Below are 23,818 nucleotides of genomic sequence, written 5' to 3'. Positions count from 1 at the left end.
ATACCTTCAAGCTTGAGCACGAACGGCAGTGGTGACGAATACCTCCTAGCTTGGGCATGAACGGCATTGGTGATAGATACCTCCAAGCTTGCGCACGAACGCCAGCGGTGACGAATACCTCCTAGCTTGGATACGAACGCCAGTGGTGACAGATACCTTCAAGCTCGAGCGCGAACGCCAGTGGTGACGAATTCCTCCTAGCTTGTTCACGAACGCCAGTGGTGACGAATACCTCCTAGCTTGCTCACGAGCGCCAGTGGTGACGAATACCTCCTAGCTTGCTCACGAGCGCCAGTGGTGACGAATACCTCCTAGCTTGCTCACGAACGCCAGTGGTGACAGATACCTTCAAGCTTTGAGCGCGAATGCCAATGGTGACGAATTCCTTCTAGCTTGCGCACGAACGCCAGTGGTGACAGATACCTTCAAGCTCGAGCGCGAACGCCAGTGGTGACGAAGACCTCCAACCGCAGCCACCAACGCTTGCGGGCATTGATCCCCCACCTGAAGCAGCCCGGCAGTGGTGACAGATACCTTCAAGCTTTCGCACGAACGCCAGTGGTGACAGATACCTCTCAGTTCTCCTCTGAGCGCCAGCCAGCGACGACATATACCTCCTAGCTTGGGCCTGAACGTCAGCGGTGACGGATACCTACCAGTTCTGCCGTGAGCGCCAGCCAATGACTATAGATACCTCCTAGTGCTGCCACTAGCGCCTGGCTGGGATGACGGATTCCACCAAGGCATCGCCGAACGTCAGTGGTGACTAATACCTCCTAGTTCCAGCACGAGCATCAGCGGCGACAGAAACCTCCTAGCTCGGGTTGAATGTCAGCGGTGATAGATACCTCTAACCTCAGGCCTGATCCGCCGTGGTGCACGATATCTACTGGCATTGGAAGGACAGCAAGGCCTTGCAGGTGTGACCGAAACCTTCATGTATGTAGCGGGATCAGCGCTGAACTAAGCTTCTCGGACAGGGTGTCTCCCCAGCGCCTCGAGCTGCTTCCCTAGCGAGATCTTGCCTTGAAGGTATTTGTCGCATCATCCCGGAGGTATTTGTCGCAATGGCCAATATCAAACACTTAGAAGAGCAAAATGGCTCCAGGTGCTTAAAGGTATTCGTCACTACTCGCGGCCAGCTAGAAGGTATGTGTCACCACAACGGCGATATGGCGGCAAATGCTTGGAGGTATTCGTCACTGATTGGCTTTTCTAGTGAGAGGTATTTGTCGCAGCTCGTTGTGAGCCGTCATGGACTAGGAGGTATCTGGCGCAACTGCCACAAGGAATGTGGCGCAACTGCTTGGAGGAATCCAACGCATCATCTCAAGGGTATCTGTCACGCCAAGTTATCCAAGAAACTGTTTTATAACGAAAATTCTTCGCCCTTCTTTTGTCCTTCCCCTTCTTCTTTTCCTTTTCTTAGATTTCTTTGCCGGGCCCTAGAAAACTCCACCTGACGTACTATTTTGATCTGCCCGGCTCTTTGTCGGCTGCCGGCTTCCCACGCCGGGTGGTTGTCTTGCTTGCTGCGGCAGCCTCTTCTCGCCACCGAGCGTTCTCTTCAGCCAGGGCAGACGCTCGGCCGGCTTGTTCTGCAGCCCGTGCATTGGCTGTGGCCAGCTCGCCAGACACACGGTCCCGGTCGGCTCGAATCTCGTCCAGTTTCTCCGATCGCTTCTCCAGGTCGCGTTCGAGCTTGTCCGAACGCTGGGTAGACGCGTCGAGCTGTTGGTGGAGCTGGCCAAGCTCTGTCTTCAATGACCCCATCTGTTCCTTCGACTGGGTCTCGCGCCAGCGCAGCTCTGCAATGGTCTGCTCCTGCTCATGGACTCGATCATGGGAGGCAGCCAACCGTTCCTCGAGCGAACGGTTAGTCTCCTGGGCTTCATCCAACCCGTGACGCAGCTGTGTCGCCTCCTGGCGTGCTTCGGCCTCCCCTACCGACAAGCGTGTGTTGTCCGCCTTCAACTCTTCGAGTTGGGTGGCGTTGTAACGCTCGAGGGTCTCCTTCTCGGCAATCGTCCGTTCCTGCTTAGCGATGGTCAGCTGGGCTATCTCAAGCTGCTCAGAAAGAGATGCCTGGGATTCCTGAAGCGCATCACGCTCCGTGCTGACCTCCTTCAACTGTGCCTGGACATCGGCGAGTGACGCCTCAAGAGCTTTTTGAACAGCCTCTGCTGTCACCCTGAGCTCTTCTTCCTTTGCCAGCTTTTCCTGTGCGCGATCAGCCAAGGCCACCGCCTCATCGACATCCAGTTTCGCCGCGGAAATCTGACGATCGGCCTCACGGCGCTGCGCCTCAAACGAGTTGGTCGCCTCATTGGAGGCTTCCAACCAGAGATTCTCGATCAATTGCTTGGCTCGAGACTCAACCGATGCCGGCATCTCGGGCACCCGCTCGGCCTGTTGTTCAGCCTGGTTCTGCTCCCACTCCCAAAGACGCAGATGTTTGGTGATAGTGGTCAGCGAGCCGCGGCCGAGTAAGGCGTAGATGCGGCTGGATGAGGGCTTCACGCCGTCACTCACGAGCTGGTCGGCTGCGCCGCACACGTCGTCGTAGTGGATCTTCTTCTGAGCCATGGGGCCTCCTGGGGAAACAGTTGCATCGCAACGTAAAAGTTATTGAATACCGTAAACGATAATTATGACTCGCGCTGCCTGTTTTGCCGATCTTCCAGTCAATCGATATATTGACCGGCCCACATCTGCCTGAACACAAGGCTATAACAACCAGGGCATTGAGACTTCATTACACAGGGACGACCCATGAGCGATAACCAACCGAACGACAGCAACATGCCCGGCGCCCACAGTGATCCAGCTGCTGATGCCACGATCCTGAAGGACGAAGACGACACTCTCGGGCAAGCGGAAAGCAGCTCCACCTCGGAAGGGGATGCGAGCGAACAGAACGAACCACTCGGCTCTGACAGCACCGATGAAGCACATCGGCACAAGGATGAGTATTCGGACGCGGGGTTCTGGAACAAGACGACCACGTATGCCAAGAAGGCCGGCGAGAAAGCCCTCTCCCCTGCCCTGCGGATGTACTACGCGGCACAAGATCCCGACACGCCAACCTGGGCGAAATCCACGATCTATGGCGGCTTGGGTTACTTCATCTCGCCGGTCGACGCCCTCCCGGATATCACCCCGATTGTTGGCTACACCGACGACATCGGCGTGCTTGCAGGGGCGATCGGCATCGTGGCGGCCCACATCAAGGATGAGCATGTAGCGCAAGCGCAAGCCACGTTGAAGCGATGGTTCTCTTGAGCAGGCCTGGCTCGACACTTCTCTGACCTTCCCTTCCCCGATCCCCGCGCCAGCCCTATAGCCTGTGCTGGCGCGTCCTTCCCCACCCGCAACGCCACCAACGATGTGTCACCGACACACGCTTCGCCGACCCCACCTTTCCGTGACGCGGCTTCTGATAGCCAGACGGCAAGTCCTTGCGGTTGCCTTACACCGTATTAAATACTGTATACGATATACCATATTACCGCATAAGCTATCGATACTGCCCGGCTGGTACCTGCCGCATGGGCATACGACAATGCGAAGCCATCACCACGATGCGAAGCATCACATGACAAGGAGCGCTGGATGTCGGGAAGAGGATATAGCGAGAATGCGGCAAACATGGGGATGGACGAGAGTCTCTGGCTTCAGCGACTTGTCTTCACTGGGATAGGCGTTGTGTGTGCGCTGCTCGCCGGCTGGGTCAGCGAAGCATTTGGCATGTTCGGCGTAGTTTCGATCGTGATCTACTTGATAGCGGCCTTGGCCTTTGCGTTCAGCACGCTCGGCTTCATCGGTGCCTTCTGGGAAAAGAAAGAGAGCGACCCCGACTACAAAGAGGGCACGGAGGTCGCACTTGGCTTGGGCGTCATCTATGGCTTGGCGATGATCTGGATCGACTGGTGGTGGATCGCCGCCCTATCCGCCCTGGCGAGCTTCGCGGGGCCGGTACCGACCTCTCCGCCGCGGTGGTGGTCTCGAGCCTTCATCGCATCCGCTTTCGTCGTGGGCCTGATCCAGCTCTGGCTCAACACCTCGCTGATCCACCTCATCGGCTCAGGGGAGTCGCTCCTCGACAAGCGCTATGTGGAGATCCAGGCCCCTCTGCTGGCCTCCTTGGGCTGCGGTCTGGCTGTCGCCCGGCTGGCGAAGATGCGTGGCCCGAATCGGGTCGTGGTCTTCGCCATGGCCTTCCTCGCGTTCTTCCATGGCCAACGACTCGCGGTCGACGCTTGGGCTGAGAGCCGCTCGCAGGCGGCTCAAGAGGATGCTATCGCCTCGCTGATGACCGCCGCGGCTGTCACACACCTGCCGGATGGCGGACAGAGCGCCCTGCATGTCGACAACCGGTACCAAGCCTCGATCATGGCCGCGATGCTGCCGTTCAAGTGGGCACTCAGCAGCGTTCCCGAGCCAGCCTACGAGCTCATCGAGGCCTCACCGTTCATCGCCAAGCGTCTCGATGAGCAGCGTGACGATATGCTCGATCAGGACGCCTACGAGGCCTTGAGGCCGACACTGTTTGGCATGCGCCGGCTCTATGCTGCTTACCTGCAGACACAGCTGGCGCCGGTGGAAAGCGAAGCCGTGGCTCAGCGCGTTGCCGAGGCGAACTACCCGGCACTGGCTGATCGGGATACCCCGCTCACCCGCAGTGCCATCGCTGAGGGATTCATGGATCGCCTGTGGGCCGAGGCCCCGTCACGCTATCAGTCTGAGGAGGGGATGAAGCGCCTGCTGGGAGGCTTCCTCGGCCGCAAAGAGGTGGAGAATCGCCTGGAGGCGCATGACCTCTACCTGCGCGATGGCTGGGAATACCGGAACCCCGGCCACATGAAGAAGCTGGTCATGCAGGCCGTCGACCGTCGGATGGATGTCGTCAGGCATCAAGTGGCCAGCCAGCCCTTCGACATCACAGCTCTTCCGACCAAGCGCTACGGGGGCGCCGAGTACGTTCCCTGGGCCACGTTCAGTGACGCGGCTCTGGGCATGACCATGCCCCCCCCGGCCGGAGGTGACCTCGACTACACCTATCAGGACTACCGTGCCGATGTAGCCGGGATCTTCGAATCCAACAGCCGATTTGAACAGGCCCGGGGACTCTATACGCTGCGCCAAGGGGAAGATGGCATCCAGCCCATCAAGGCGGCTGTGTTGCCGGCCGCTGGCATCCTTACCAGCTTCGCGCTGCTCTCGGTGACTACGCTCTGGGGCCTCTATCTGGGGCTGTGCAAGCTGCTGTCACGCTGGGCTTTGCCACGAACTGGCTGGGAGCACTACGAGTGGGACTACACCGTTAGGGGGCGATTCTTCATTGCGGAGCTCAAGGAATACGGCACCTACGACAAGATTGGGCTGTACGGCCGCTACTGGATTCCTCTCCGAGTGTGGCTCAAGACTCGCTTGTCTCCCGCACCTCATGGATCTCGAGCACGGCATCACAGGATTCGTTGGGGACGGCCGAGAAACCTGGCATGGCTCGTGGGCGTGATGTTCTTGGCCCATGCCATGCTGGCGGGTACGTGGGAGGCGTTGTTGCTTTGGCAGCAGGTCCCCTATGCCCTGGTAACCGAGTTGCTCGCTATCGTGGGTCTGTCCCCGGGTTTCCCGTCCTTCATCCCCGCCTTCCTGACCTGAATCCGGCCACTGCTCCCCGTCTCCCCGGCGACACGGGGGAGACGTTCTGAAACCTCTCTCGCGATCGCTGGGCAGCAGACTTCTCGATTTATACCATTCGCATATGATGATGCCCGACGCCTCAAGCACAGCGCTCAGCTGTCGATATGGTTTGTAAAGATAGGAGATGCGCATGGTCCCAGAAGTGTTCAAAGCTTTGGTGGAGAAACGGAACACACGCGGGGCCCCTCGCGCCTTGGCTGCAGCGGAACTGTATTTGCTCGGCCATGCTCCCTCGGTACGAAAGGCTGCTGCAGAGGTCGACGTGTGCCACAGTGCCGCCAGCAGGATGGTAAGAGAGCTAGAGGATGAGTACAGCCGCCTGATGGATCAGCACGGCTTAACGGAAGTCAAATTGCTTGTGCCGGAAGAACGCACTGACGATGCCCGGCACTTTGCGGCCCGGCTACGCCACACTGCTCAGGTGCCGGAAACCATCATTGCAGGCAGTGACGATGGCAAGCCTTTGGACGTCAGTTAGCCCACCCAGAAGGTCCATGGCATCCAGACACCGAAGATGCCGATCATTCCCCCCACCTTGAGGAGTGCGGCAATTCCCCTGCCCCACTCCCTCCATGTCAGCTGCATAACCACTCGGGGGCGCAGCACCCCCCGAGCCTGCCAACCATGGATCACTATCAGCAGCAGGATGGGGAGCAGCGTATACGAGATCATGGCACCGGTACCGACCCCGGCCACATGCTGCAGCCAACCAGGCAGTTCTGCGATCTTCCCTCGCCCCCCCTGCCATATCCACCAGCACACCGAATGAATGCCCGCGGCCATGGCCAGAATGCTGAGATGAAAGGCCCAGCGATTCTGTTTCTCCGTCATGAGACCTCCCCTTGCCGGCGCCAGCCCGCCACTTCGATATCCAGCCACTGTTCGATGTCCTCAAGCAGCGGCCAGGGCGACTTCATAATCTCGCCGGCACTGATACGCAAGACGCGCCAGCCGTTCAGCGCCAGCAAGCGGTCCTTCTCTCGGTCGCGCTTAAACCCACTGAGGTAGCGACCATGGTAGTTCCAGCCGTCGCACTCCAGTGCGCCTCGAAATGTGGTGCTGCCGTCGGCCCGGGGAAGCTCCAGGGCAATGTCGACGCTGAACTTGCGATCGGGGATCGGGCTGGCATGCTCCCAGACCCAAGGGAGGTGACCAAGCACGGGAGATTGGGTCAGAAGCTCGAAGAGCTGGCGCTGAGGGCGACTTTCTTCCCTTGGCACCTTGGGGGCGGCAGAGGCCTTGGAGGTGGCCTGTTCGGCACGAGGGGCGGCTTTGGCGACGAGCTGCGGCACCGCCTTGTCGCCCTTGATGGCATATCCCATCGCCTGGAGCTGTTGTTCGGTAAGTCGCATGCGCGGATCACTTGGAGATCGACCGCGTCAGTTGGACTCCTCAGTATCGTCTCCGGGGGACTGCTGGCGCTCGGCGCCCTCCCCTACCGCGTCCAGGGCCTGCTTGCGGATCTCTTCTTTCAGATCACGCGATGCCTTGAAGCTCGGCCGGACCACCATGGAGCCATTCTCTTGGGGAATGGTATTGACCGTGAGCCAACCCAGCGTCGGCAGAAACGCGTGGCCACTGGTCATCAACTCTTCACTGATGGCGGCACAGATATGGTAGTAGAGCGCTTTGCGAACGTCCTTCGGGAGCGGGCCAACCATGGCGTCAAAGCGAGCTAGAACAGCGTCTTCGCTTTTCCCACGGGTAAGCCGCTTCCCCGGTTCCTCCGATGCTTCCGATTCCGGGGGAGAGGCGGATAACTGACTCGGTGTATTGGCAGACATGGCACGTCTCGCTGCAATGGTTTGGCTGCATTGTAGCGAGACGTGCCCGTTACAGAAACTTTCAGTGTGAGGCCGACTTAGAACTCCAGGCCAAGCGACAGCGTGAGGCTCTCTTCACGCTCACCGTACGGGGAAGTGCGGCTGCCTTCGATGCTGGCAAGAACAGGGAAGCGTGCACGATTCAGGAAGCGGAACGACAGTGACGCGAACTGGGTACGGAGCTCGCTCTTATCCAGGTCCTTGCCATACAGATAGCCCGACGTTTCCAGTGTGGCTTGAGCATCCAGAGCCTCTTGCACCCCGATCCTGAACCACATATCAGTGGTCCGCGTCGCCTGGGCATAGAAACCGACACCGAGCGTCGCCCATGTCGTTTCGACTTCTACAACTTCAGGATCCCCTGAGGGGCTGAAGACGTAGGCGACACCCGGGATTTCGTAGCCTCGGACTTCATATGTTTCGTTGGCACTGGAGATGCCCGCAATCAGGTCGAAGTCGACGCCCTTCAGGACGTTGGCATAGCGATAGCCCAACTCACCGCCGATCTCATACCCCCAGTCACTGCTGACCGAGGTGTCGACGTTCACGTACTCACCTGAGATACCCCAAAGCCATCCGCCAATGTTCTGGGAGAGGTTAGAAAAGCTGACCCGAAAGCCGGACACTGAGGTGTCGGTATCCGTGATGGTGTGAGTGATCTCGGTCGAGAGGGCTTCCCCCTCATAGGGCCAGACAGACGCCTGAGCGATGCTGCTCAAGCTGGCCGCGCCAACGGCCACGGCCAGTGTCGTGGCGAGTCGTTTGTTCAACATGTGTTATCTCACTAATACAGCGTCGCAGCCGGCGTGGTTCGAATCAGCCAAACCACGGTGAACAGCGTCGCCAGCATGAAAAGTCCGACGAGAGGCTTTTGGGCCCTTTTCGGGATGCGAGAAGCGAGCTGGCGCATGCGACCGTCGACCCACGCATTGAAGGCATTCCAGCGCACGGCCTTTGTCACATACACAGCGCTCAGGGGGACTGCAAAGAGCAACAGCAAGCCGAGATAGAGATGCTTGAAGGCCACGAGCAACTGTTCGGGGTCGTCCTGAAAGAGGCGAAAGATCTCACCCACCGTTGGCAGTGGCGGGTTGTCCAGGAAGACACCGATCAGACTGCCTGTCAGGGGAAAGACTGATACCGCGACAAGCGGAGGCACCGTGACAAGGAGGCCCGTCTTCGCGCTGGAGGAGAAAGCCCCTTTCATCAGGACACCCGTGTAGCGCCAGCAATGGCATTTGGAACGCGGAAGTTATGAGGAAGGGTCTCTGCAAACCGCGCACTGAGCACCTCGTAATCCTTAACCAGCACCTGGTCCCAGAAGCCCTGGCTGTCTCGCACCATGACACGGAAGCTCGACAGATCGATCCCGGTCTCGTCCAGTGCCCGCAGGATGTTCTCCATGTCACTGCTGACACTGACGCCGCCCAATCCCAGGTCACGGATCTCTATCAGCCCCGTCCGAAAGCTCACAAAAAGATCGAAGGTACTGTCGAAGGTATTGCTGTCGAAAAATGCTTCATTAAACGGTGTCATGGATCACTCCTACTGATGTTTGTGGATGTCCACCACCTCGGCAGGCGGTGGAGCAAAATCGGATTCGTTGATCTCGCGTGGGGTCGGTACATAGGCCGCCCGGCAAAGCGCCCGGCCCATGGCGCTGTCCCGGGGCACCAGCTCGATGCCCTCCTCATCCCCCATCACGATATGAGTCGCCCCGTTGTAGGGGGCGAACTCCACGAAGAGCTCAGACACTTCGAATCCTTCGAGACGTAGGCCCTTCATTAGCTCTTTGAGCGCATCTCTCGAGGCTCCTGCTGCCGATGTCTGCTTCACAAACAGGCGTCGGTCAGGGCTATCCAGCTCGAGTGACAAAGATGTGCTCGACACATGCTGGCGAAGCCGCGCAACGATACTTTCCATGTTCAGTCCCTCCGGGGCATGCCGGCTCATCACCGCGATCTGCATCGTTAAGATTCGCCTTCAGCGTTCATGCCATGGTCGGCAGCCGCGGCGCTTTCTGCGCCAGCCTCACCACCTTCACGACCCTGGTCGACTAGACCACGCAGCTTCTGCATCACGCTCTGCATCGGCTGCGCACCGGAGATCGATACGAGGTTGCCGGTGACGTTGTCCACGATGTAGCTGGACGGCGTACCGGTGACACCAGCGCTGGCGCCTTTCTGGAGATCGTCCTGCACGCGCTGTCGCATCTCGGGGTTGCTCATGCACTCCTGAAGATCCGAAGGTGACATGCCCAGTGCTTCGACAGTGCCACTTAGGTCGGGGACTCCGCTGCCATTTCCGCCAGTTGTTGCATACGCCTCGTTGGAGAAAGCCCAAAAGGCCTTGTTGCCAAGTTCTTCAGCAACACACTCAGCTGCCACTGCTTCTTTCATGGCCATCGGGTTATGCATATCTAGGGGAAAATGCAGGAATTCCCAGCTTACGTTGCCACCGGAACCGTCCACGATCTGTTTGGGCGTCTCATGGAAGCGCTGGCAGTAAACGCACTCATAGTCGGCAAACTCCACAATGGTGAAGCGGGCGTCGGGGTTACCGTAGAGGTGCTTGTCTTCAGGAACCCCCTCGTTCTGTGCATTTTCCGCTGACGCCATCAAGGCCTGGCGTTTCTCATTGTTCTTAGCAGCGAAATGTTCCTGGACTGCAGCCTTAGCGGCTTCTCCCGGATCAGCCTGATTTTTCTGCATCTCCACCATGGCGTTGACACTCTGAGTCAGCTGGCTGACATCGCTTGCGGTTTCCTCCTGCTTGGCGATGGAATAGGTGACACCACCTACGGCGGCCAGTCCGATCACCGTGCTGCCAATGCCGATCGCCATCAGGGTCTTGTTGCTGGATGAGGTCTGCTCGGTTTCTTGCTGCTTTGCCATGGCGAGATAGTCCTTACTAGGCGTTGAAGTAATGTACCTAGTCTGCCCAACCGCCCTACCCTCTCGCGGGTCGTTGGGCGCCGTTTTTTGGCTCTCTTGTGATTATTTGGCCTCCGACGCTGGCGCCAGCAGCAGATAAAGCTGTGAACCCTCGACCTTCCAGCTGGAGAGCTCCCACGCAGATGACAGCGCCGTGTCGGCCCAGGCCTCCACGGGCATGGCCAGATCGAAGAGTCCCACCTGCGCCAGCCACCCCTTTGACCCGTATTCGATGTCTGCCAGACAAGCACCGCCCTCCACCGCTCCCGCGGGGAAATAGACGCGCTCCACGGTGGCGGGCACCGGCCAGCAGATCTCGAGCTGATCGGACCAGGTCCAGCTGGTGATGGGGAGCGCCAGGAGGTCATCGGTGGGTCCTGATAGCACTCGCGATGCCGGCACCGGTGCAGACGGCTGCAGGTTCTCCCCGGGCATACGACGGCCGAACCACTCAGGCACCGATGAGTCGAGTTCTTCGGCCATGGGAGCCCAAGAAGGCAGCGTCGGGATTTCCCCCGTGAGCAGTTGCCGGCGCGCGTCGAACCACGTCTGCGGCCAGAATCGGAACTGCTGGTAGGCGGAAGCTCTGCTGTCTGCCGGAAGTGCCGGCATGGCAGGCGGACTGGCTTCCATTGATGCGAGTGCCTCCTTCAGGTCAAAACCACTGCATCCCGATAACAGGACGCTAGCCGCGAGGACGAAAGGGGCTCCCTGTGTTCTATTCATACCGTAAGTCCCTGTACTGATGAGCTTTCTCATTTTGTCAGGCGAGGGGGAAACAGGAAGAGCAGAGAGCCCTCTCGAGCAAAAAGGCCCTGAGCCTGGCAGGCCCAGGGCGTCGCCCCATCGGTGTTACACACCAACAACCGTTACCGCCTCATCAGGCCTGGAGGGCTCCAGCCGGAATGCCATTGGGGAAGAGCTGACTGCGAAGCTCTTCAGGCAGATCATCGAATTCACAGATCTTGATGCAATCATGCTCGCTGACATCTTCTGCGAAGGACGGCGTCAGGAAAGTCCCTGCCTTGCCATCGATGACTTCGAACTCATAGTCGTCCAGGACCTTCATCCCCTGGTGGGCATGGAAAGAAGCGAGTGCGACGTTGGCGGCATCCTCGTCGCTGAGGTCAGCGTCGATCTCATTGACGCTGTAGATACCGGGCACATCGACATCTTCGGGATGGCGATTGTCGACGTGAGTGGTCGGCAGTGCCGCAATGTAGAGGGTGCGCTTGTTGTCTTCGCTGGCCATCAATAAGACTCCTTTGGCTTTTGGGTTGAGCAATGCGGCGCGGCAGTGTCGCCGGCCGCACAGTCATGCTGCCAAAGAGGCCTGATTCGGGAAGTCAGGCAAAAAAAAACCGGGCCTGTGACAGCCCGGGGTCGTTGCTTTCATGTCGTAGTGGTTCAGGGAGTGGCAGACAGGCTTGGCGTGAAGAGTGACTCCTGAATGCGGGAGAAGGAACCGACCATGGCCTGCTCAATGCCTTCCGCAGAGATGCCAAGGCCACCGCTAAAGCCCTTGAAAGGCTTTGGCGGAGTGTAGTCCACCAACTCCTCAGCACCGACCAGCTCAGATGCGATCGATCGCAGTGATCCCATCCCATCAATCAGCCCCAGATCCAAGGCTGACTGGGCATCCCAGATAAGGCCAGAGAAGAGATCGGGTTCATTTTCTGCTAGCACATCTCCCCTACCCTCTTTCACGCGCTCGATGAAGGTCTCGTGAGTTGAGGCCAGGATGTTGTTCCAATGATCTTCAATGGCAGGAGAAACCTTGTGGAAAGGATCAAGCATGTCCTTGTTATCACCTGCGGTGAAAGTACGACGCTCAACTCCGAGTTTATCCATCAGCTCAGTGAAGCCGAAGCTGGAGCTGATGACACCTATGGAGCCGATCATCGATGAGCGGTTGGCATAGATGCCATCCGTGCCCGCCGCGACGTAGTAAGCGCCGCTGGCGCCGATGTCTTCAATCACTGAGTAAATCGGTTTGCCGTATTCCTCACGGAACTCCTGGATGGCCTGATACATACGATCGGACTGCACAGGACTACCGCCCGGCGAGTTGATCCGCACGACCAGCGCCTCTGAGCCTTCGGCCTCGAGCGCTTTCTCCATGGCAGGTATCAGCCGATCGGCATCGGCCTCGTTACCCGTCAGGATCGCCCCTTTGAGGTCGACGTAGGCGGTATGCTCCTCGGTCTCCTCTTTATCCATCCAAGGCAGCTTAGTGGGATCTGTCACCAGCACGGAGAACAGCAGCAGACCCAGGACGTAGGTCACGGGCAGCACGAGCTTGGCAAACTGCGCCAGCAGCTTGGCGGGGCCGTCCCAAATGCTCCCTCGGTTCACCTTCAACCAGTGATCGAGCTTTGGTTCTAGCTTACGCAGCTGCTTGGAAAGCTCCATCGCCTGCTGATCAGACATGGGAGCGTCGGACTCGGGGGATGTATTGAGACTGTCGTCACCAGGGGGGGTGCCGTCGGGGTTTCGCTTTTCTGTCACGGGTGTCTCCCATAGAGCTAGAGCATGAGCTGGCTATAAATCACGACGTGCAGCAGGAAGATGTAGCCCCCTACCCCCGCCGAGATTATGGCCTCATATCGACCACCTCTGTGCCATGCGAAGACGGCACTCAGTAGCCACAATGCAAGTGACGCCACGAGCAGGGACTCGAACCCAAAACCAGAACCTGACACCTTTGTCCCTAGCCACCCTATGACCAGCGCGTGACCACAAGCCGAGAGACCGATGTTCAGTAGGTGCATCAGTCCCCGTCGGGATGTGACCAGAAAGCGTAAGTGCCTGACGAACATTTATTTATTCCCTGCGACTGGGGTAATAAATATCGGCACATCCTTGCTCGGCTTGAATCCCCTGCTACGACGCCATGCTAGAGAGATACTGACAGCCGGTGATTTTGCCGGCCGGGCAAACGGCGCCGTGTTTTGGCTGTCTTCAAGCCCAATCCACCAAGGCGGTATACCTGGCGGGGCGTTATATTCTATATGGTTATAAGAAGAGATGTTTATATTCTCTAAATCCCCAAATCGTGCCGGAGGATTAAACCATCCTGCTATTTGTAATGTCCGAACAATGTGCCGTGTCCAGCGAATCTAGCACTGCTGTCGCCACCACAGCCGACGTTGCCCCGAACAACATGCTGGCGCCCACCTGGCACATTCTCGATCCGGACTCTTGCTGCCCGATATTGTCCCGAACAACATCGAGCTGCGGCTTGGCCTTGAGGTCACAGCCGCCGTTGTTCCGAACAACGAGATCTACTGAGCGAGCCTCCACAACTCACATCACACGGCGATCGTAGTCCCGAACAATATCGGGCTGCGGCTTGGCCTTGAGATCACAGGCGCCGTTGTCCCGAACAACGGGCAAGCAACGAGCCAGCGCCAACACAGAGCAGAGTTCACCGCCATTCGTTGTTCCGAACAATATGGGGCTTCAGGTCGAGGTGGAATTCGCCGCTGTCCGGAACAATATGCTGGCGCTCATCGACCACCCTCTTGATCCGGATGATTCCCTGCCAGGGCTTGTCCCGAACAACGTGAACCTTTGGACGTGGCACGACTACTCAGCACCTAACGTCGACCGTTGTTCCGAGCAACATTACAGACCGCGCCTGAGCCTATACGACCGAGAGCACACCGCCAGTCGTTGTTCCGAACAACGAGATCTGCTGAGCGAACCTCCACAACTCACATCACAAGACGATCGTTGTCCCGAACAACATGGACCTACTGCGTCGGCACCGGCTTAGGCTTGAGGTCAGAGGCACCGTTGTTCCGAACAACATGCTGGCGCTTACCTGTCACATTCTTGATCCGGACACTTACTTCCCGGAATTGCCGCGAACAAGGTGAACCTCTGGACGCGCTACGACGACTCACGACTGAACAGTGATGGTTGTTCCGAACAGCATCGAGCTGCGGCTTTGGATCGAGGTCACATCCCCCGTTGTCCCGAACAACATCGAGCTGCAGCTTGGCATGGAAGTCATAGCCGCCGTTGTCCCGAACAACGCGATCCTCTGAAGGCGCGACGACTACTCAGGAAGAAGGGAGGTCGTTGTCCCGAACAACATCGAGCTACGGCTTGGCATGGAAGTCATAGCTGCCGTTGTCCCGAACAACGCGATCCTCTGAAGGCGCGACGACTACTCAGGAAGAAGGGAAATCGTTGTCCCGAACAACATCGAGCTACGGCTTGGCCTTGAGGCACAACTGCCGTTGTCCCGAAAATACGGTGGCAGAGCAGGGGAGGTGACTGTCTGTTGATCAAGCCAGCATCATGCGCATCCATTATTGGGCTTTCTCGCTGTTCCGAACAATATGCTGTCGCCTGCTAGAGCTGACGACCCAGGAGCCGATTCCTGCGAGCTTGTCCCGAACAATGACATGACAGAGAAGGAAGGAAATAGGTTACCGCTCGCCGCTCCAGCCGGCTTCATGTTCTACCAACACTGGCTATGCACATTGCCCCGAACAACATGGCGGACTTTGGTGGACCTTCCTCACGGACTACTTATCGATGTTGTTCCGAACAATATGCTGGCGCCAGCTAGAACTGACGATCCAGGACGCTCATTCCTGCGACATTGTCCCGAACAATGACGCGAGAGAGGTGGATGAGGTGACCGATCGGCGACTCAGCCAAACCGTGAGCCCATCCACTATTGGCTTTCACATTGTCCTGAACAACATGCCTACGCAAGCCAGCCGTATGCCAATTTTTGTCCATAAAAGGTGAGCGAGAAGGGCTCGTTGACAATTTTTGTCCATGAGTCGACATGGGCATTCCTAGAGATTGCCAATTTTTGTCCATAGAAGGTGGACTAGAAGGGCTCCTTGCCAATTTTTGCCCATGAGTCGACATGGGCATTCCTAGAGATTGCCAATTTTTGTCCATAGAAGGTGAACTAGAAGGGCTCCTTGCCAATTTTTGTCCATGAGTCGACATGGGCATTCCTAGAGATTGCCAATTTTTGTCCATAGATCGACATGGGCTTCCAAGCGTTTGCCGATTTTTGTCCAAAGCAGGTGGGCGGAAGCGACTCATTGCCAATTTTAGTCCATGAATCGACATGGGCATTCCTAGCGATTGCCAATTTTTGTCCATGAAGGAAGGTGGGGACGAATCCTTGCCAAGCTTTTGACGTAGCTCGGAAAGGGCAATGCTGGTGATTGCCAATATGTGTCCATGAAGGGAATAAGGTGATGCTTGCCCAGCCATACCCAAGATGAGCGCTCAGAGGCATGCCCTGGGTTAGATTTACATCGAGGACGAGGAGGAGGGCGCGAGCCTGTATGCGGGGTGAGCGAACATCTTAGGAGGATGAATGCACTTCGAGAGGATGTGCGCCAAACAGGATGGCTGACTGCCATCAGAGGAGATGGCAGCAGCCAGGAGATCAGAGTATGAAGGCGCTTTTTAGGGTAAGGCTCTTTAGCGGAACAATTTCATAATCACCGGCATCCGGGTAAAACGCGATATGTTCCGAAGTGGCGCCCTCAAAGGAGAGCTCTGACAATACAATATGGCCATCCACTTCACCGCGATCAGTATGATGTAGCGTTGCTTTCAAGCACCTCTTCTTTTTTGACTTACTGGTTTCGGGGGTGCGTCTAACGCCGGGATCATCGTAATGTGATGCTATCGGCGAAGGGGCATCAGTTAAGGTCGGTACAGCAGAATCAGGCTGGTCACTAACAGGTTCTTCACTGGTATCAGTCTCTCCTTGTGAGGCATGGGGAGAAGAATGCTTGTCCAAATGCCCAGTAGCGCCTGCATAAGCATCTTTTAAGGAAATCTCACCTTCTAAGACTAGGCTCATCCAGTAAGGCGACTCAGATATCTTTTTCAACTTAGAGACTTTTGCTGAGCCACCTAGGGATGCATTAAGTCTTTTCCGAGAAACCCCAAGTGAGACTAGGTGCTCATAGGCAGCCATCACTTCTTTCGGAAGCATCTGGGCGCGGTTCGTGTTTTCCGAGACCGCAATTGAGTAGGCTTGCTCATCCGTCAGCGTCCGAACTGCGGCTGGGATAGAACTGATGCCGACATTTTTGGCAGCTAAGAAACGGCGCTGACCCGCCACAAGTTCATATTTAATAGCCTTGTTATCCGGATCTTGCTTAAAGCGACAAACGATAGGCTGAAGAACCCCTGTCTCATTGACTGATTCGCACAGGGCTTCAAACTCGGCCTCATCGATGTGGCCGCGAGGATTCGGACCCATGGATATTTCATCAAGGAGAAGGACTTTAAAGGCTTCTCTTTCTTTCGGAGCTGGGCGGTCCCCTGGTGCTTTCACCTTTGTTGAAATACCTTCCGAGCTTTCAGGGCTCTTACTTTTAGCGGCAGCGGCCGTATTCTTGCTTAACATCCCGTTAAGCTTAGACTGCTTCGCCTTCGGTTGGGACGCCGGCTTTTTGCCTGCACTATCATTGGCATTCACGTTACCAACAGGCTGCTGCGAGCCCTCTGGTTTCGGATCGGCAGAGGCCTTGCTTTCAGGGCCGTTGCGGCTCGCACTACTGCTCTCAGGCGTCTGCGACTGTTTCTCTTCAGGTTTTTGAGTCTGTGTATCACTCATTGTGTAACCTCGAAGTCAGCAATGAACCCCTGATAACCCTCTGTTGCATCATCCTCTGCAATGCGCTCGATAATTTCTTCACAGACAGCCTCAATTTCCGTAGAGGCGACTCGAGCCTGACCAACTGGAAGCTCCCAGATCAGCATTGATTTGTCGCAAGCATTAGAGATAGGGGGGCGCTGATTGATGATGTTTGAAAAGAGAAGGTGACCAAGCTGAGGAATGATACCCTTGATCCGCCGTGCAACGTGAGGACTCTTGGCGAAGACTTGGTTTAGGATATAGCCAAGATGGGCCGGCACATCATAGCCACTTGATGCCATATGACCAAGCCTATTATAGACCTGAGTGAAGCCCTCGAGATCATCGGTAGCTGCGGTACCAGGACTCACAACATAATCCGATGCAAGAAGACACCCATCAAGTCGAGCATCCATAATCGGGTAAGAATCAATGATTATGTAATCATAGTCTTGCTTTTGAATATTTGCTCTGAGCTTATAGCGATCGTTAGTAAAGATTTCGTGGAGGTCTTCGTGTGTATCCTCACTGGGGAAGGCCGGAATCACGTCTACACCAAACCTTGAACGTGCTGGATTCCAGACTTCATTCCGCAAGCAATCAATGTTTGATGTAACGTTTTCAGGGATATCACCGCCATGCAGCAGCATGCGACGGGATGCAGAGCCAGATTGGTCCATGTCGACAAGCAAGACCCTGGCATCCATTAACTGGCTCAGGTAAACGGCCAAGTGGGTAGCCGTGAATGTTTTACCGACCCCACCTTTTTGAGCTGCAGTTGCGATCACGGTTGCAGATGAATTCACACAATTCTCCCTTGAAGCAATGCTTTGCCGAGCGTTGAGCAGTATCAATTCTAGCGTGTAGGGGCCGCTCGTCATAGTCGGCGTTATTTTTATTCAAAGGGTTAGTAGATATCTATTAGCCACGACGCACAGCTCGCAAGGCACTGTTTTGTTGAGGGTTTTCGCAAAGCTCCCGTTGGGGTGGGCCGTTGAGGCGATACGAGCTGACGACTCCAAGCAACAGATCTGACGCACATGGACAAGATCTAACGTTGAGAAAACCAGTGACAGAGCCCTGGGGGCAAAGGGTATCGGGCCTCGTGCAGATACTCCGCGTGTGCCATGGGGATATGACGTTTATGTGAGGAAAGCCTCCCAGTAAAGCCGGACTGCAGGATCAGAGATCCACTCGAGAAGAACAGAAGGACTGAAAACGGACAGAGAGGCTGTCTAAGAGGCGATCGAGGTCAATCGAGGGGCAGAGGAGGGGCAGAGGAGGGGTTAAAGCTCAGAAAGGCTCCTGGCGGGCCTGTAGGGCGTCACTCCAGTGATGATGACAGGCTGAAGTGGGGGGTGTTAGCCAGCTTGAGGAGGTCTGAGGGGGTGGCCCCGGGACCGCTCAAGCGCTTAGCCACTCTTCGTGCATTGCTAACCCAGGATCGAACTCCTGCCTCCGCAGGCCCATGTGAGGGATAGTCTGGCGTACCCGCCTTGTCCCCGTATCGGCAGAGTAAGGACAGGGCAGTCGCTGGAGAAAAGCGCTCTGCCACACGTTGCCAGTATCGCTCCAACGAGGAGGGCAGCTTCAGTACATGTAGAACCGGCTCCGAGCCAGCCCCGGCCAATGTCCACCCACATAGCTTAGGGTTGGAGCAAGCCCGAGGGATGTACCGCTCGATCTTCCGCAAGACGCGATTGAAGCTCCGGATGGTTTTTCCTGCATCAGAACCACTGGCATACCGTGACTCGTAGCTAGGTTCTGTAAAGCCCGCATGGGCAGCAATGCGAGAAAGCCGGTGGGGAAGCACCGTGCCATTTCCTCCGCCATGACTCATCAGCCATAGATGGAGCCACCGAGCTATAGGCGAACGAGGTAGCTGGGAGAGCTCGTGATTATCAACGCGCGTGAAATGTGCTTCACGCACAAGAAGGTTGCCTACGTCAGTAAGACGAATGCGCCAGTACCGTCGACGGCGGGGATGCGAAGAACTGATCGCACGACAAAGCCGGTCTTTAGCGGACTCACCTTTCTTTATGTTGCGAAAGGATAGGGAAAGTCTCCCCGAATCCATCTGAGAAATGATGGGACCAGAACCTTTCCCAATACCGGGAAGATTCTGATGGGCAACCTGGACATCGCATAGAGAGGCGAGGGCATACTCAAGCTGGCGTAGGTTGGAGCCCGAAGATGCCTGACCGTTGTAAAATCGGAAAACGTCAGACGGCTGAAAGACGAGATCTCCTTCGACATCCTTTGCGACAGAAAAGACAGAAAAGATAAGCCTTGCCTGGTCGATCGAGAGCACGCCTGAAACACGGCGAATCATCGGATCGGAGGAGAGGCTGTTTCCCACATTGGATGGGAACTTTTTTTGCTGAGATGCCTGAGACGGCGACACGTCTCCAAAGGATGCCATGCCAAAATTCCCTGAGGGTTGCTCAGGTAGGACAGAAGGCCCGGATGCAGTATCAGTCAGACTGGGAGATACCCAGTCGGTCGAAGGGTGCCAACCAGTGTTGGTTGCGTATGATTCACATGCACGGGAACTCCAGACAGGAGCAATCGTGTGAGAACGTAGCATCCAGGTCGGAATTCGGAGCACATTTGAAGCCCGAGCTCTTGATTTCCTACCGGCTGAGCCTAAAATGGGGGCGTCGGCTGATTGCATCGCTATTCCTTGTCAGTCGCACTGCCACGGCTTCTCGCACACACCCTTCGAAGCCGGGTCGTTGAGCAAAAGCCCCCTCAGTTGCCGCTGAGGGGGCTTCTCTTTTTTTCCTACAGGAAAATCCAGTAACGAGCTGGCGAGCAAACAGGGGAGCGCATACGCGCACACGCCGACGCACTGGGGCCTGAGAGGCACCAGTCCAAGCTCGAGCTAGGCTGAGGAATGGATCTGCGGTCATTGTGATTTTCCCTGTGTTCGCCGCCCGTATCGTGGTTATGCCGACCTCTCTGGGCCGTTGGTTTTAGGCGAAACGCCCGGCAGGTTACCAGCTCGGCCCTCCATCGGCAACGATATGAGGCTGAGAAACTGCAAGGAAAACCAGCACTTTGAGCTGCAATTAGGCATTCAGAAAGGATTGATGTACGGCTCGCCCCCTCTTTATTTCCGTGTTGATGTGGGACCGGAATCTTTCCTTGGATTTATGTCTAAAGCTCTAGCTTCTTCTGGATTGGTACTATTCCTCATGAAGGTAAATATGCCAACTCGGTGAGTGTAGAGAAAGTTGGTTTATAATCATCTGGAGCTTTTGTTTTGTATCCGCTCTAGGCCAGTCGCAAAGCGGGACGCCTTTGCCTTAAATGGATCACTAGGGAGTGGGATTCCAGCGTAAATAAAACTATAAATAAGGGATGATTCGCAGTACCAGTCACACTGGAAAGGCGCGGGTATTAAGGCTTTTAGCTTGGCTAAGAATAACTATTAGAAAGCATTTAGGCTGAGTAGGCGGGCGCTTCGATCATCTTTGCCATAACGCTTCTCCTGAGACCAAAGCTATTTTCCGATTATGAGAGGCCCCACAGAAGGGGCCTTCCATTAGAGGGCTGAATTTCATGCCCCTCCGTGAGTCTGACCCCATATGGCGAGTGCCAATCCAATAAGGAAAATGGCGAGGTAAGTAACCTTCTTATTTTCACTACTCATGTCATACCTCCAGCAAGCCCATCAAACTAAGTCGTGGAATCACTAGGACTCATCCGTTCCTCACGACATCCATTAAAGCAATCATCTTTCTCTTCAACTCTGACACACGCTTCATTCGATCCTTGATGCTTGACAGCTGCTCCTCGGTCATCCCGATGAGTTCTTTCTCCCATTCGGAAGCCTTCTTAAATAGATGCAAGTGATAGCGCGTGTGGTCTTTACGCTTTGTGATTGTCTTAGACATGGTTTTCTTAGCACCCTCAGGGCCACCTTTAAAATATTGACGCCACTCGATGCTTATAGAAAACCCGTCGTGCACGGACTCGTATTTCGGAAGCTTTTTAGGCCTCACAATAGGAGCGTAGAATCCAGTCGGCTTATCGTCAGACGACGATCTGCGAAACTCACTATTGTAAATACTTTCTTCGTGTTTGGCCTCAACCAGGGCGCGAGCGTATTCCATTTCAAGGATGGAGATCGCGAGGCTGATAGCTGATTCCCGAGTCCTATCCATAGACTCGCGATCAACATCCTCACCGATGTCCTTTTTTTGACCGGATTCAATCAAAGCTCTCCGTTCTTCACGGCACATAGTACGGAGTCTATCCATCGATTCGACGATGCCATGGTGCTGACCCTTGCCCGTAGGGGGTGTTTCGTCCTGATTCATGCTGCCTCCGCGACGTTTGCATCCACTATACTATCTATGTGGATACGTTATCCACATCCACTAAAAAGGCTCAGCAACCATGCTCTGACAGGGGCGCCTTGGCGGTGTGAGCGTGATGCGATCACGAAGAGTGCTACATCCACTATGTATGGGCTGTCTGCTAAGTGCCGTAGATATGGCTCATTTCTCAGTGATGATATTGCCTACATCCATACATAGTGGATGTACCTTTGAGGTTTGACGATTGATCTTACCTTCGTGACGCGAGTCTTTCCAGCTGCAACATTTGACCCAAGTCCACTAAATAGGGGATTGAAGATCCATGGTTGCCATCAAACTGCTTGCATGTTATAACAAACTCGCTCAACATCAATGGCAGTTAACACCACAAGGAGTATCTAATGAGCGAGGAAGCTGGTAAAAACCTCATGGCCCATGACCTGGGGTATTCTAGCTCCAAGAGCGCCTATTTGACGCTGGGGCCAAATGAGAAGCCCGGAGAGGCTATTTCACGCATCGAAGTAGAACACTGCCCCGGTGGTGTACAAGAGTTCGGCCTTTCTGATGCAACAGTAGGTCGTAAGGAAAAGACAGCTAAGGTTGTTGTCGATGATAAACTCTATGTGGCTGGCGTTGATCACAAAACAGTCGGTCACGACCGCCAGCGCTCAGAGCATTTCATTTACCAGCCCGAGTGGATGGCGCGTTTCAAGGCCGCAGTAAAGCGTAGTGGGTTCTCAAATAAGACAATCGATACGCTTGTACTGGGTCTTCCGTGCGACATGTACTACAACCATGCCAACCCAACTGAGAAATCGGCACAAGTTAAGCACCTGGAAGAAGCGTGTTCCGGTACGATCGATATCGATGGCGAGCAGACTTATGAAGTCAAGAAAGTCGTTGTCATGGCGCAGCCCCACGGTACGTACTGGGGCTTCTTTGGCAAGACGAAAGATAACTCTCTGAGGAATTTGGCACGGCGCGGTTCCATCTTGGTCATGGATGTCGGCTATTATACATTCGACTGGATTAACCTCGACAAACTCAATGTTGTCCTGAGAAACTCCAATTCGCGTCCGAATGCATTCCATCAAGTATTGGATAATGCAGCCGGCTCTATCACTGCTGACCTTCGTGAGCAGGGCCTGACGAAAGCAAAAGTATCCCCTGATGATATTGAAGATGCGCTCTTCAACGGCGAGACTACCGTTCTTGTCGGTAGCAAGGAAATTGAAATCGATCCGTATCTTTATACGGCATCCGAGACTGTCGCGGCTCAGGTGTTTAAGGCTATTGAAGGTGATGTTGGCCAAACCCCTCCCAGTCTGATTCTTGTCTCTGGTGGTGGCGCTAAGCATTTTGCCCCGCACATTGAGCGTTGGGCAGAAAGCATGGGGACGAAAGTGATTACTCCCGATTCACCGGAACGGCTTAATGCATTTGGGTATATGACAAACGCCCTTATCAACCATTCATAATTAACTGGGTGAGCTAATGGTAGTCGACGTAAATATCCCAGAGGGTGCTATTTTTGGCCCATTTACAACCGCGCTGATAAAACAGCAGCTGGGAGATCAGCCTACTACACGGCAGGTCGCAAATTTATTGCGTCAGTCGGCTACCATTGGCTCTGCTATGCGTCAGCATAGTCAGATCGTGGTCACTCCTGAGGCGGCTTCGCACCTGGGGGGAGAGTCGATGGTGGCAAGCACTAGATACCGCTTTCGGCATCGCCCCGAGATTCATATTGAGCTCTGCCGCTACCTGTCCAACCCGCTACCCGAAGAGAACGTGGCTGAGACCTACCTCTATCTAGCAGAGGTGTATGCAGCCGCACAATTCGGTGCTCTGCAGTTCGGACGCTCGATCTCTAGGATTGAAGAAGCCGCATCAGCACCTGCCGTCACAAGAGATGTGGCTAACACTCAGGCTGATGATGTCGCCTCCCTTAGCGACACGCAAGATACAGAAAATTCATCAGCAGGCCGCAACGCTAAGGCAGATAAAGCCATGCCTGAGTCTAAGCTTGATGCCCCAGTGATGGATCCCTATGGGCCGAGCAAAGAAGGTGATCAAAGTTCTGTTGTTACACCTAATGCCCAAGAATCACCTGTAACAGGGAACCGGATTTCCCCTAAAAATGATGGTGAAAAATCACTACATGAATCTGAGAATTCTTCTGCAACGGTGCATCATTGGGAAGATTCTTCACGAGATAGTCATGAGGCATTAGTTGCCGAAAATGCGGACGATCCCACTGATAAGACTGGGGAAACCCTTCAGGATAACAAGGTGCACAAAGGGCAAGATGATGATGAGGCTATAGAGGATGATTGGTTGAAAGAGCTTGGAGGAGGTGGCGAAATCTGAGGCTATCTCTGTCTGATCAATGCCTAC

20 protein-coding genes are annotated in these 23,818 nt (G+C 55.5%); 5 read left to right on the top strand and 15 right to left on the bottom strand.

Features of this window, described 5'->3' with window-relative positions:
* Positions 1 to 1,467: 1,467 nt before the first annotated feature.
* Positions 1,468 to 2,586, bottom strand: a complete 1,119-nt coding sequence (locus tag Q2K57_RS17330; protein ID WP_304526865.1) for a DNA-binding protein — start codon at positions 2,584 to 2,586, stop codon at positions 1,468 to 1,470.
* Positions 2,587 to 2,772: 186 nt separating this feature from the next.
* Between Q2K57_RS17330 and Q2K57_RS18415 the strand changes: the two genes are divergently transcribed.
* The 3 genes from Q2K57_RS18415 (at position 2,773) to Q2K57_RS17315 (ending at position 6,184) form a co-directional block, all read left to right on the top strand.
* Positions 2,773 to 3,282: a YkvA family protein gene (locus Q2K57_RS18415; protein WP_369700319.1), complete on the top strand. Its 510-nt coding sequence runs from the start codon at positions 2,773 to 2,775 to the stop codon at positions 3,280 to 3,282.
* A 330-nt stretch (positions 3,283 to 3,612) separates the two neighbouring features.
* On the top strand, positions 3,613 to 5,664 hold the full coding sequence (locus tag Q2K57_RS17320; protein ID WP_304526864.1) for a hypothetical protein: 2,052 nt from the start codon (positions 3,613 to 3,615) through the stop codon (positions 5,662 to 5,664).
* 172 nt (positions 5,665 to 5,836) lie between these two features.
* The gene (locus Q2K57_RS17315) at positions 5,837 to 6,184 is read left to right on the top strand and encodes a hypothetical protein (RefSeq protein WP_304526863.1); all 348 of its coding nucleotides are present in this window, start codon (positions 5,837 to 5,839) and stop codon (positions 6,182 to 6,184) included.
* Here Q2K57_RS17315 and Q2K57_RS17310 read toward each other — a convergent pair.
* From Q2K57_RS17310 to mobI, 14 genes are all read right to left on the bottom strand, one after another.
* A complete protein-coding gene (locus Q2K57_RS17310) occupies positions 6,181 to 6,537 on the bottom strand; it encodes a hypothetical protein (protein WP_304526862.1) in 357 nt (118 codons plus the stop codon). The two genes, Q2K57_RS17315 and Q2K57_RS17310, sit on opposite strands and share 4 nt — an antisense overlap.
* Entirely contained in the window at positions 6,534 to 7,058 is a 525-nt protein-coding gene (locus tag Q2K57_RS17305; RefSeq protein WP_304526861.1) for a hypothetical protein, read from the bottom strand. The genes Q2K57_RS17310 and Q2K57_RS17305 overlap by 4 nt, the downstream gene beginning before the upstream one ends.
* A gap of 27 nt (positions 7,059 to 7,085) precedes the next feature.
* The gene (locus tag Q2K57_RS17300) at positions 7,086 to 7,490 is read right to left on the bottom strand and encodes a hypothetical protein (protein WP_304526860.1); all 405 of its coding nucleotides are present in this window, start codon (positions 7,488 to 7,490) and stop codon (positions 7,086 to 7,088) included.
* 77 nt (positions 7,491 to 7,567) lie between these two features.
* Positions 7,568 to 8,302: a hypothetical protein gene (locus tag Q2K57_RS17295; protein ID WP_304526859.1), complete on the bottom strand. Its 735-nt coding sequence runs from the start codon at positions 8,300 to 8,302 to the stop codon at positions 7,568 to 7,570.
* Positions 8,303 to 8,313: 11 nt separating this feature from the next.
* The gene (locus Q2K57_RS17290) at positions 8,314 to 8,736 is read right to left on the bottom strand and encodes a hypothetical protein (RefSeq protein WP_304526858.1); all 423 of its coding nucleotides are present in this window, start codon (positions 8,734 to 8,736) and stop codon (positions 8,314 to 8,316) included.
* The gene (locus Q2K57_RS17285) at positions 8,736 to 9,065 is read right to left on the bottom strand and encodes a hypothetical protein (protein ID WP_304526857.1); all 330 of its coding nucleotides are present in this window, start codon (positions 9,063 to 9,065) and stop codon (positions 8,736 to 8,738) included. Before Q2K57_RS17285 ends, Q2K57_RS17290 begins: the two co-directional genes overlap by 1 nt.
* Positions 9,066 to 9,074: 9 nt before the next feature.
* The gene (locus Q2K57_RS17280; RefSeq protein WP_304526856.1) at positions 9,075 to 9,284 is read right to left on the bottom strand and encodes a hypothetical protein; all 210 of its coding nucleotides are present in this window, start codon (positions 9,282 to 9,284) and stop codon (positions 9,075 to 9,077) included.
* 215 nt (positions 9,285 to 9,499) lie between these two features.
* On the bottom strand, positions 9,500 to 10,423 hold the full coding sequence (locus Q2K57_RS17275; protein WP_304526855.1) for a thioredoxin domain-containing protein: 924 nt from the start codon (positions 10,421 to 10,423) through the stop codon (positions 9,500 to 9,502).
* Positions 10,424 to 10,525: 102 nt separating this feature from the next.
* The gene (locus Q2K57_RS17270) at positions 10,526 to 10,945 is read right to left on the bottom strand and encodes a hypothetical protein (RefSeq protein WP_304526854.1); all 420 of its coding nucleotides are present in this window, start codon (positions 10,943 to 10,945) and stop codon (positions 10,526 to 10,528) included.
* A 397-nt stretch (positions 10,946 to 11,342) separates the two neighbouring features.
* The gene (locus Q2K57_RS17265) at positions 11,343 to 11,714 is read right to left on the bottom strand and encodes a hypothetical protein (RefSeq protein ID WP_304526853.1); all 372 of its coding nucleotides are present in this window, start codon (positions 11,712 to 11,714) and stop codon (positions 11,343 to 11,345) included.
* A gap of 155 nt (positions 11,715 to 11,869) precedes the next feature.
* Positions 11,870 to 12,892, bottom strand: a complete 1,023-nt coding sequence (locus tag Q2K57_RS17260) for a S49 family peptidase (RefSeq protein WP_304526852.1) — start codon at positions 12,890 to 12,892, stop codon at positions 11,870 to 11,872.
* 2,998 nt (positions 12,893 to 15,890) lie between these two features.
* Complete coding sequence (locus Q2K57_RS17255) at positions 15,891 to 17,075, bottom strand: ParB/RepB/Spo0J family partition protein (RefSeq protein WP_304526851.1); 1,185 nt, start codon at positions 17,073 to 17,075, stop codon at positions 15,891 to 15,893.
* On the bottom strand, positions 17,072 to 17,902 hold the full coding sequence (locus Q2K57_RS17250) for a ParA family protein (protein ID WP_304526850.1): 831 nt from the start codon (positions 17,900 to 17,902) through the stop codon (positions 17,072 to 17,074). Before Q2K57_RS17250 ends, Q2K57_RS17255 begins: the two co-directional genes overlap by 4 nt.
* A 2,898-nt stretch (positions 17,903 to 20,800) precedes the next feature.
* Entirely contained in the window at positions 20,801 to 21,421 is a 621-nt protein-coding gene (gene mobI, locus Q2K57_RS17245; RefSeq protein ID WP_304526849.1) for a conjugative transfer protein MobI(A/C), read from the bottom strand.
* A gap of 401 nt (positions 21,422 to 21,822) precedes the next feature.
* On the opposite strand from mobI, the gene Q2K57_RS17240 reads away from it, so the two are divergent.
* Complete coding sequence (locus Q2K57_RS17240) at positions 21,823 to 22,899, top strand: ParM/StbA family protein (RefSeq protein ID WP_304526848.1); 1,077 nt, start codon at positions 21,823 to 21,825, stop codon at positions 22,897 to 22,899.
* Between the two features lie 16 nt (positions 22,900 to 22,915).
* Positions 22,916 to 23,791, top strand: a complete 876-nt coding sequence (locus tag Q2K57_RS17235; RefSeq protein ID WP_304526847.1) for a hypothetical protein — start codon at positions 22,916 to 22,918, stop codon at positions 23,789 to 23,791.
* Positions 23,792 to 23,818 lie beyond the last annotated feature (27 nt).

Origin of the sequence: Halomonas sp. I5-271120, from assembly GCF_030553075.1 — a bacterium.
Classification (GTDB): Bacteria; Pseudomonadota; Gammaproteobacteria; order Pseudomonadales; family Halomonadaceae; genus Onishia; species Onishia taeanensis_A.
This window is presented reverse-complemented; position numbering and strand designations above follow the sequence as displayed.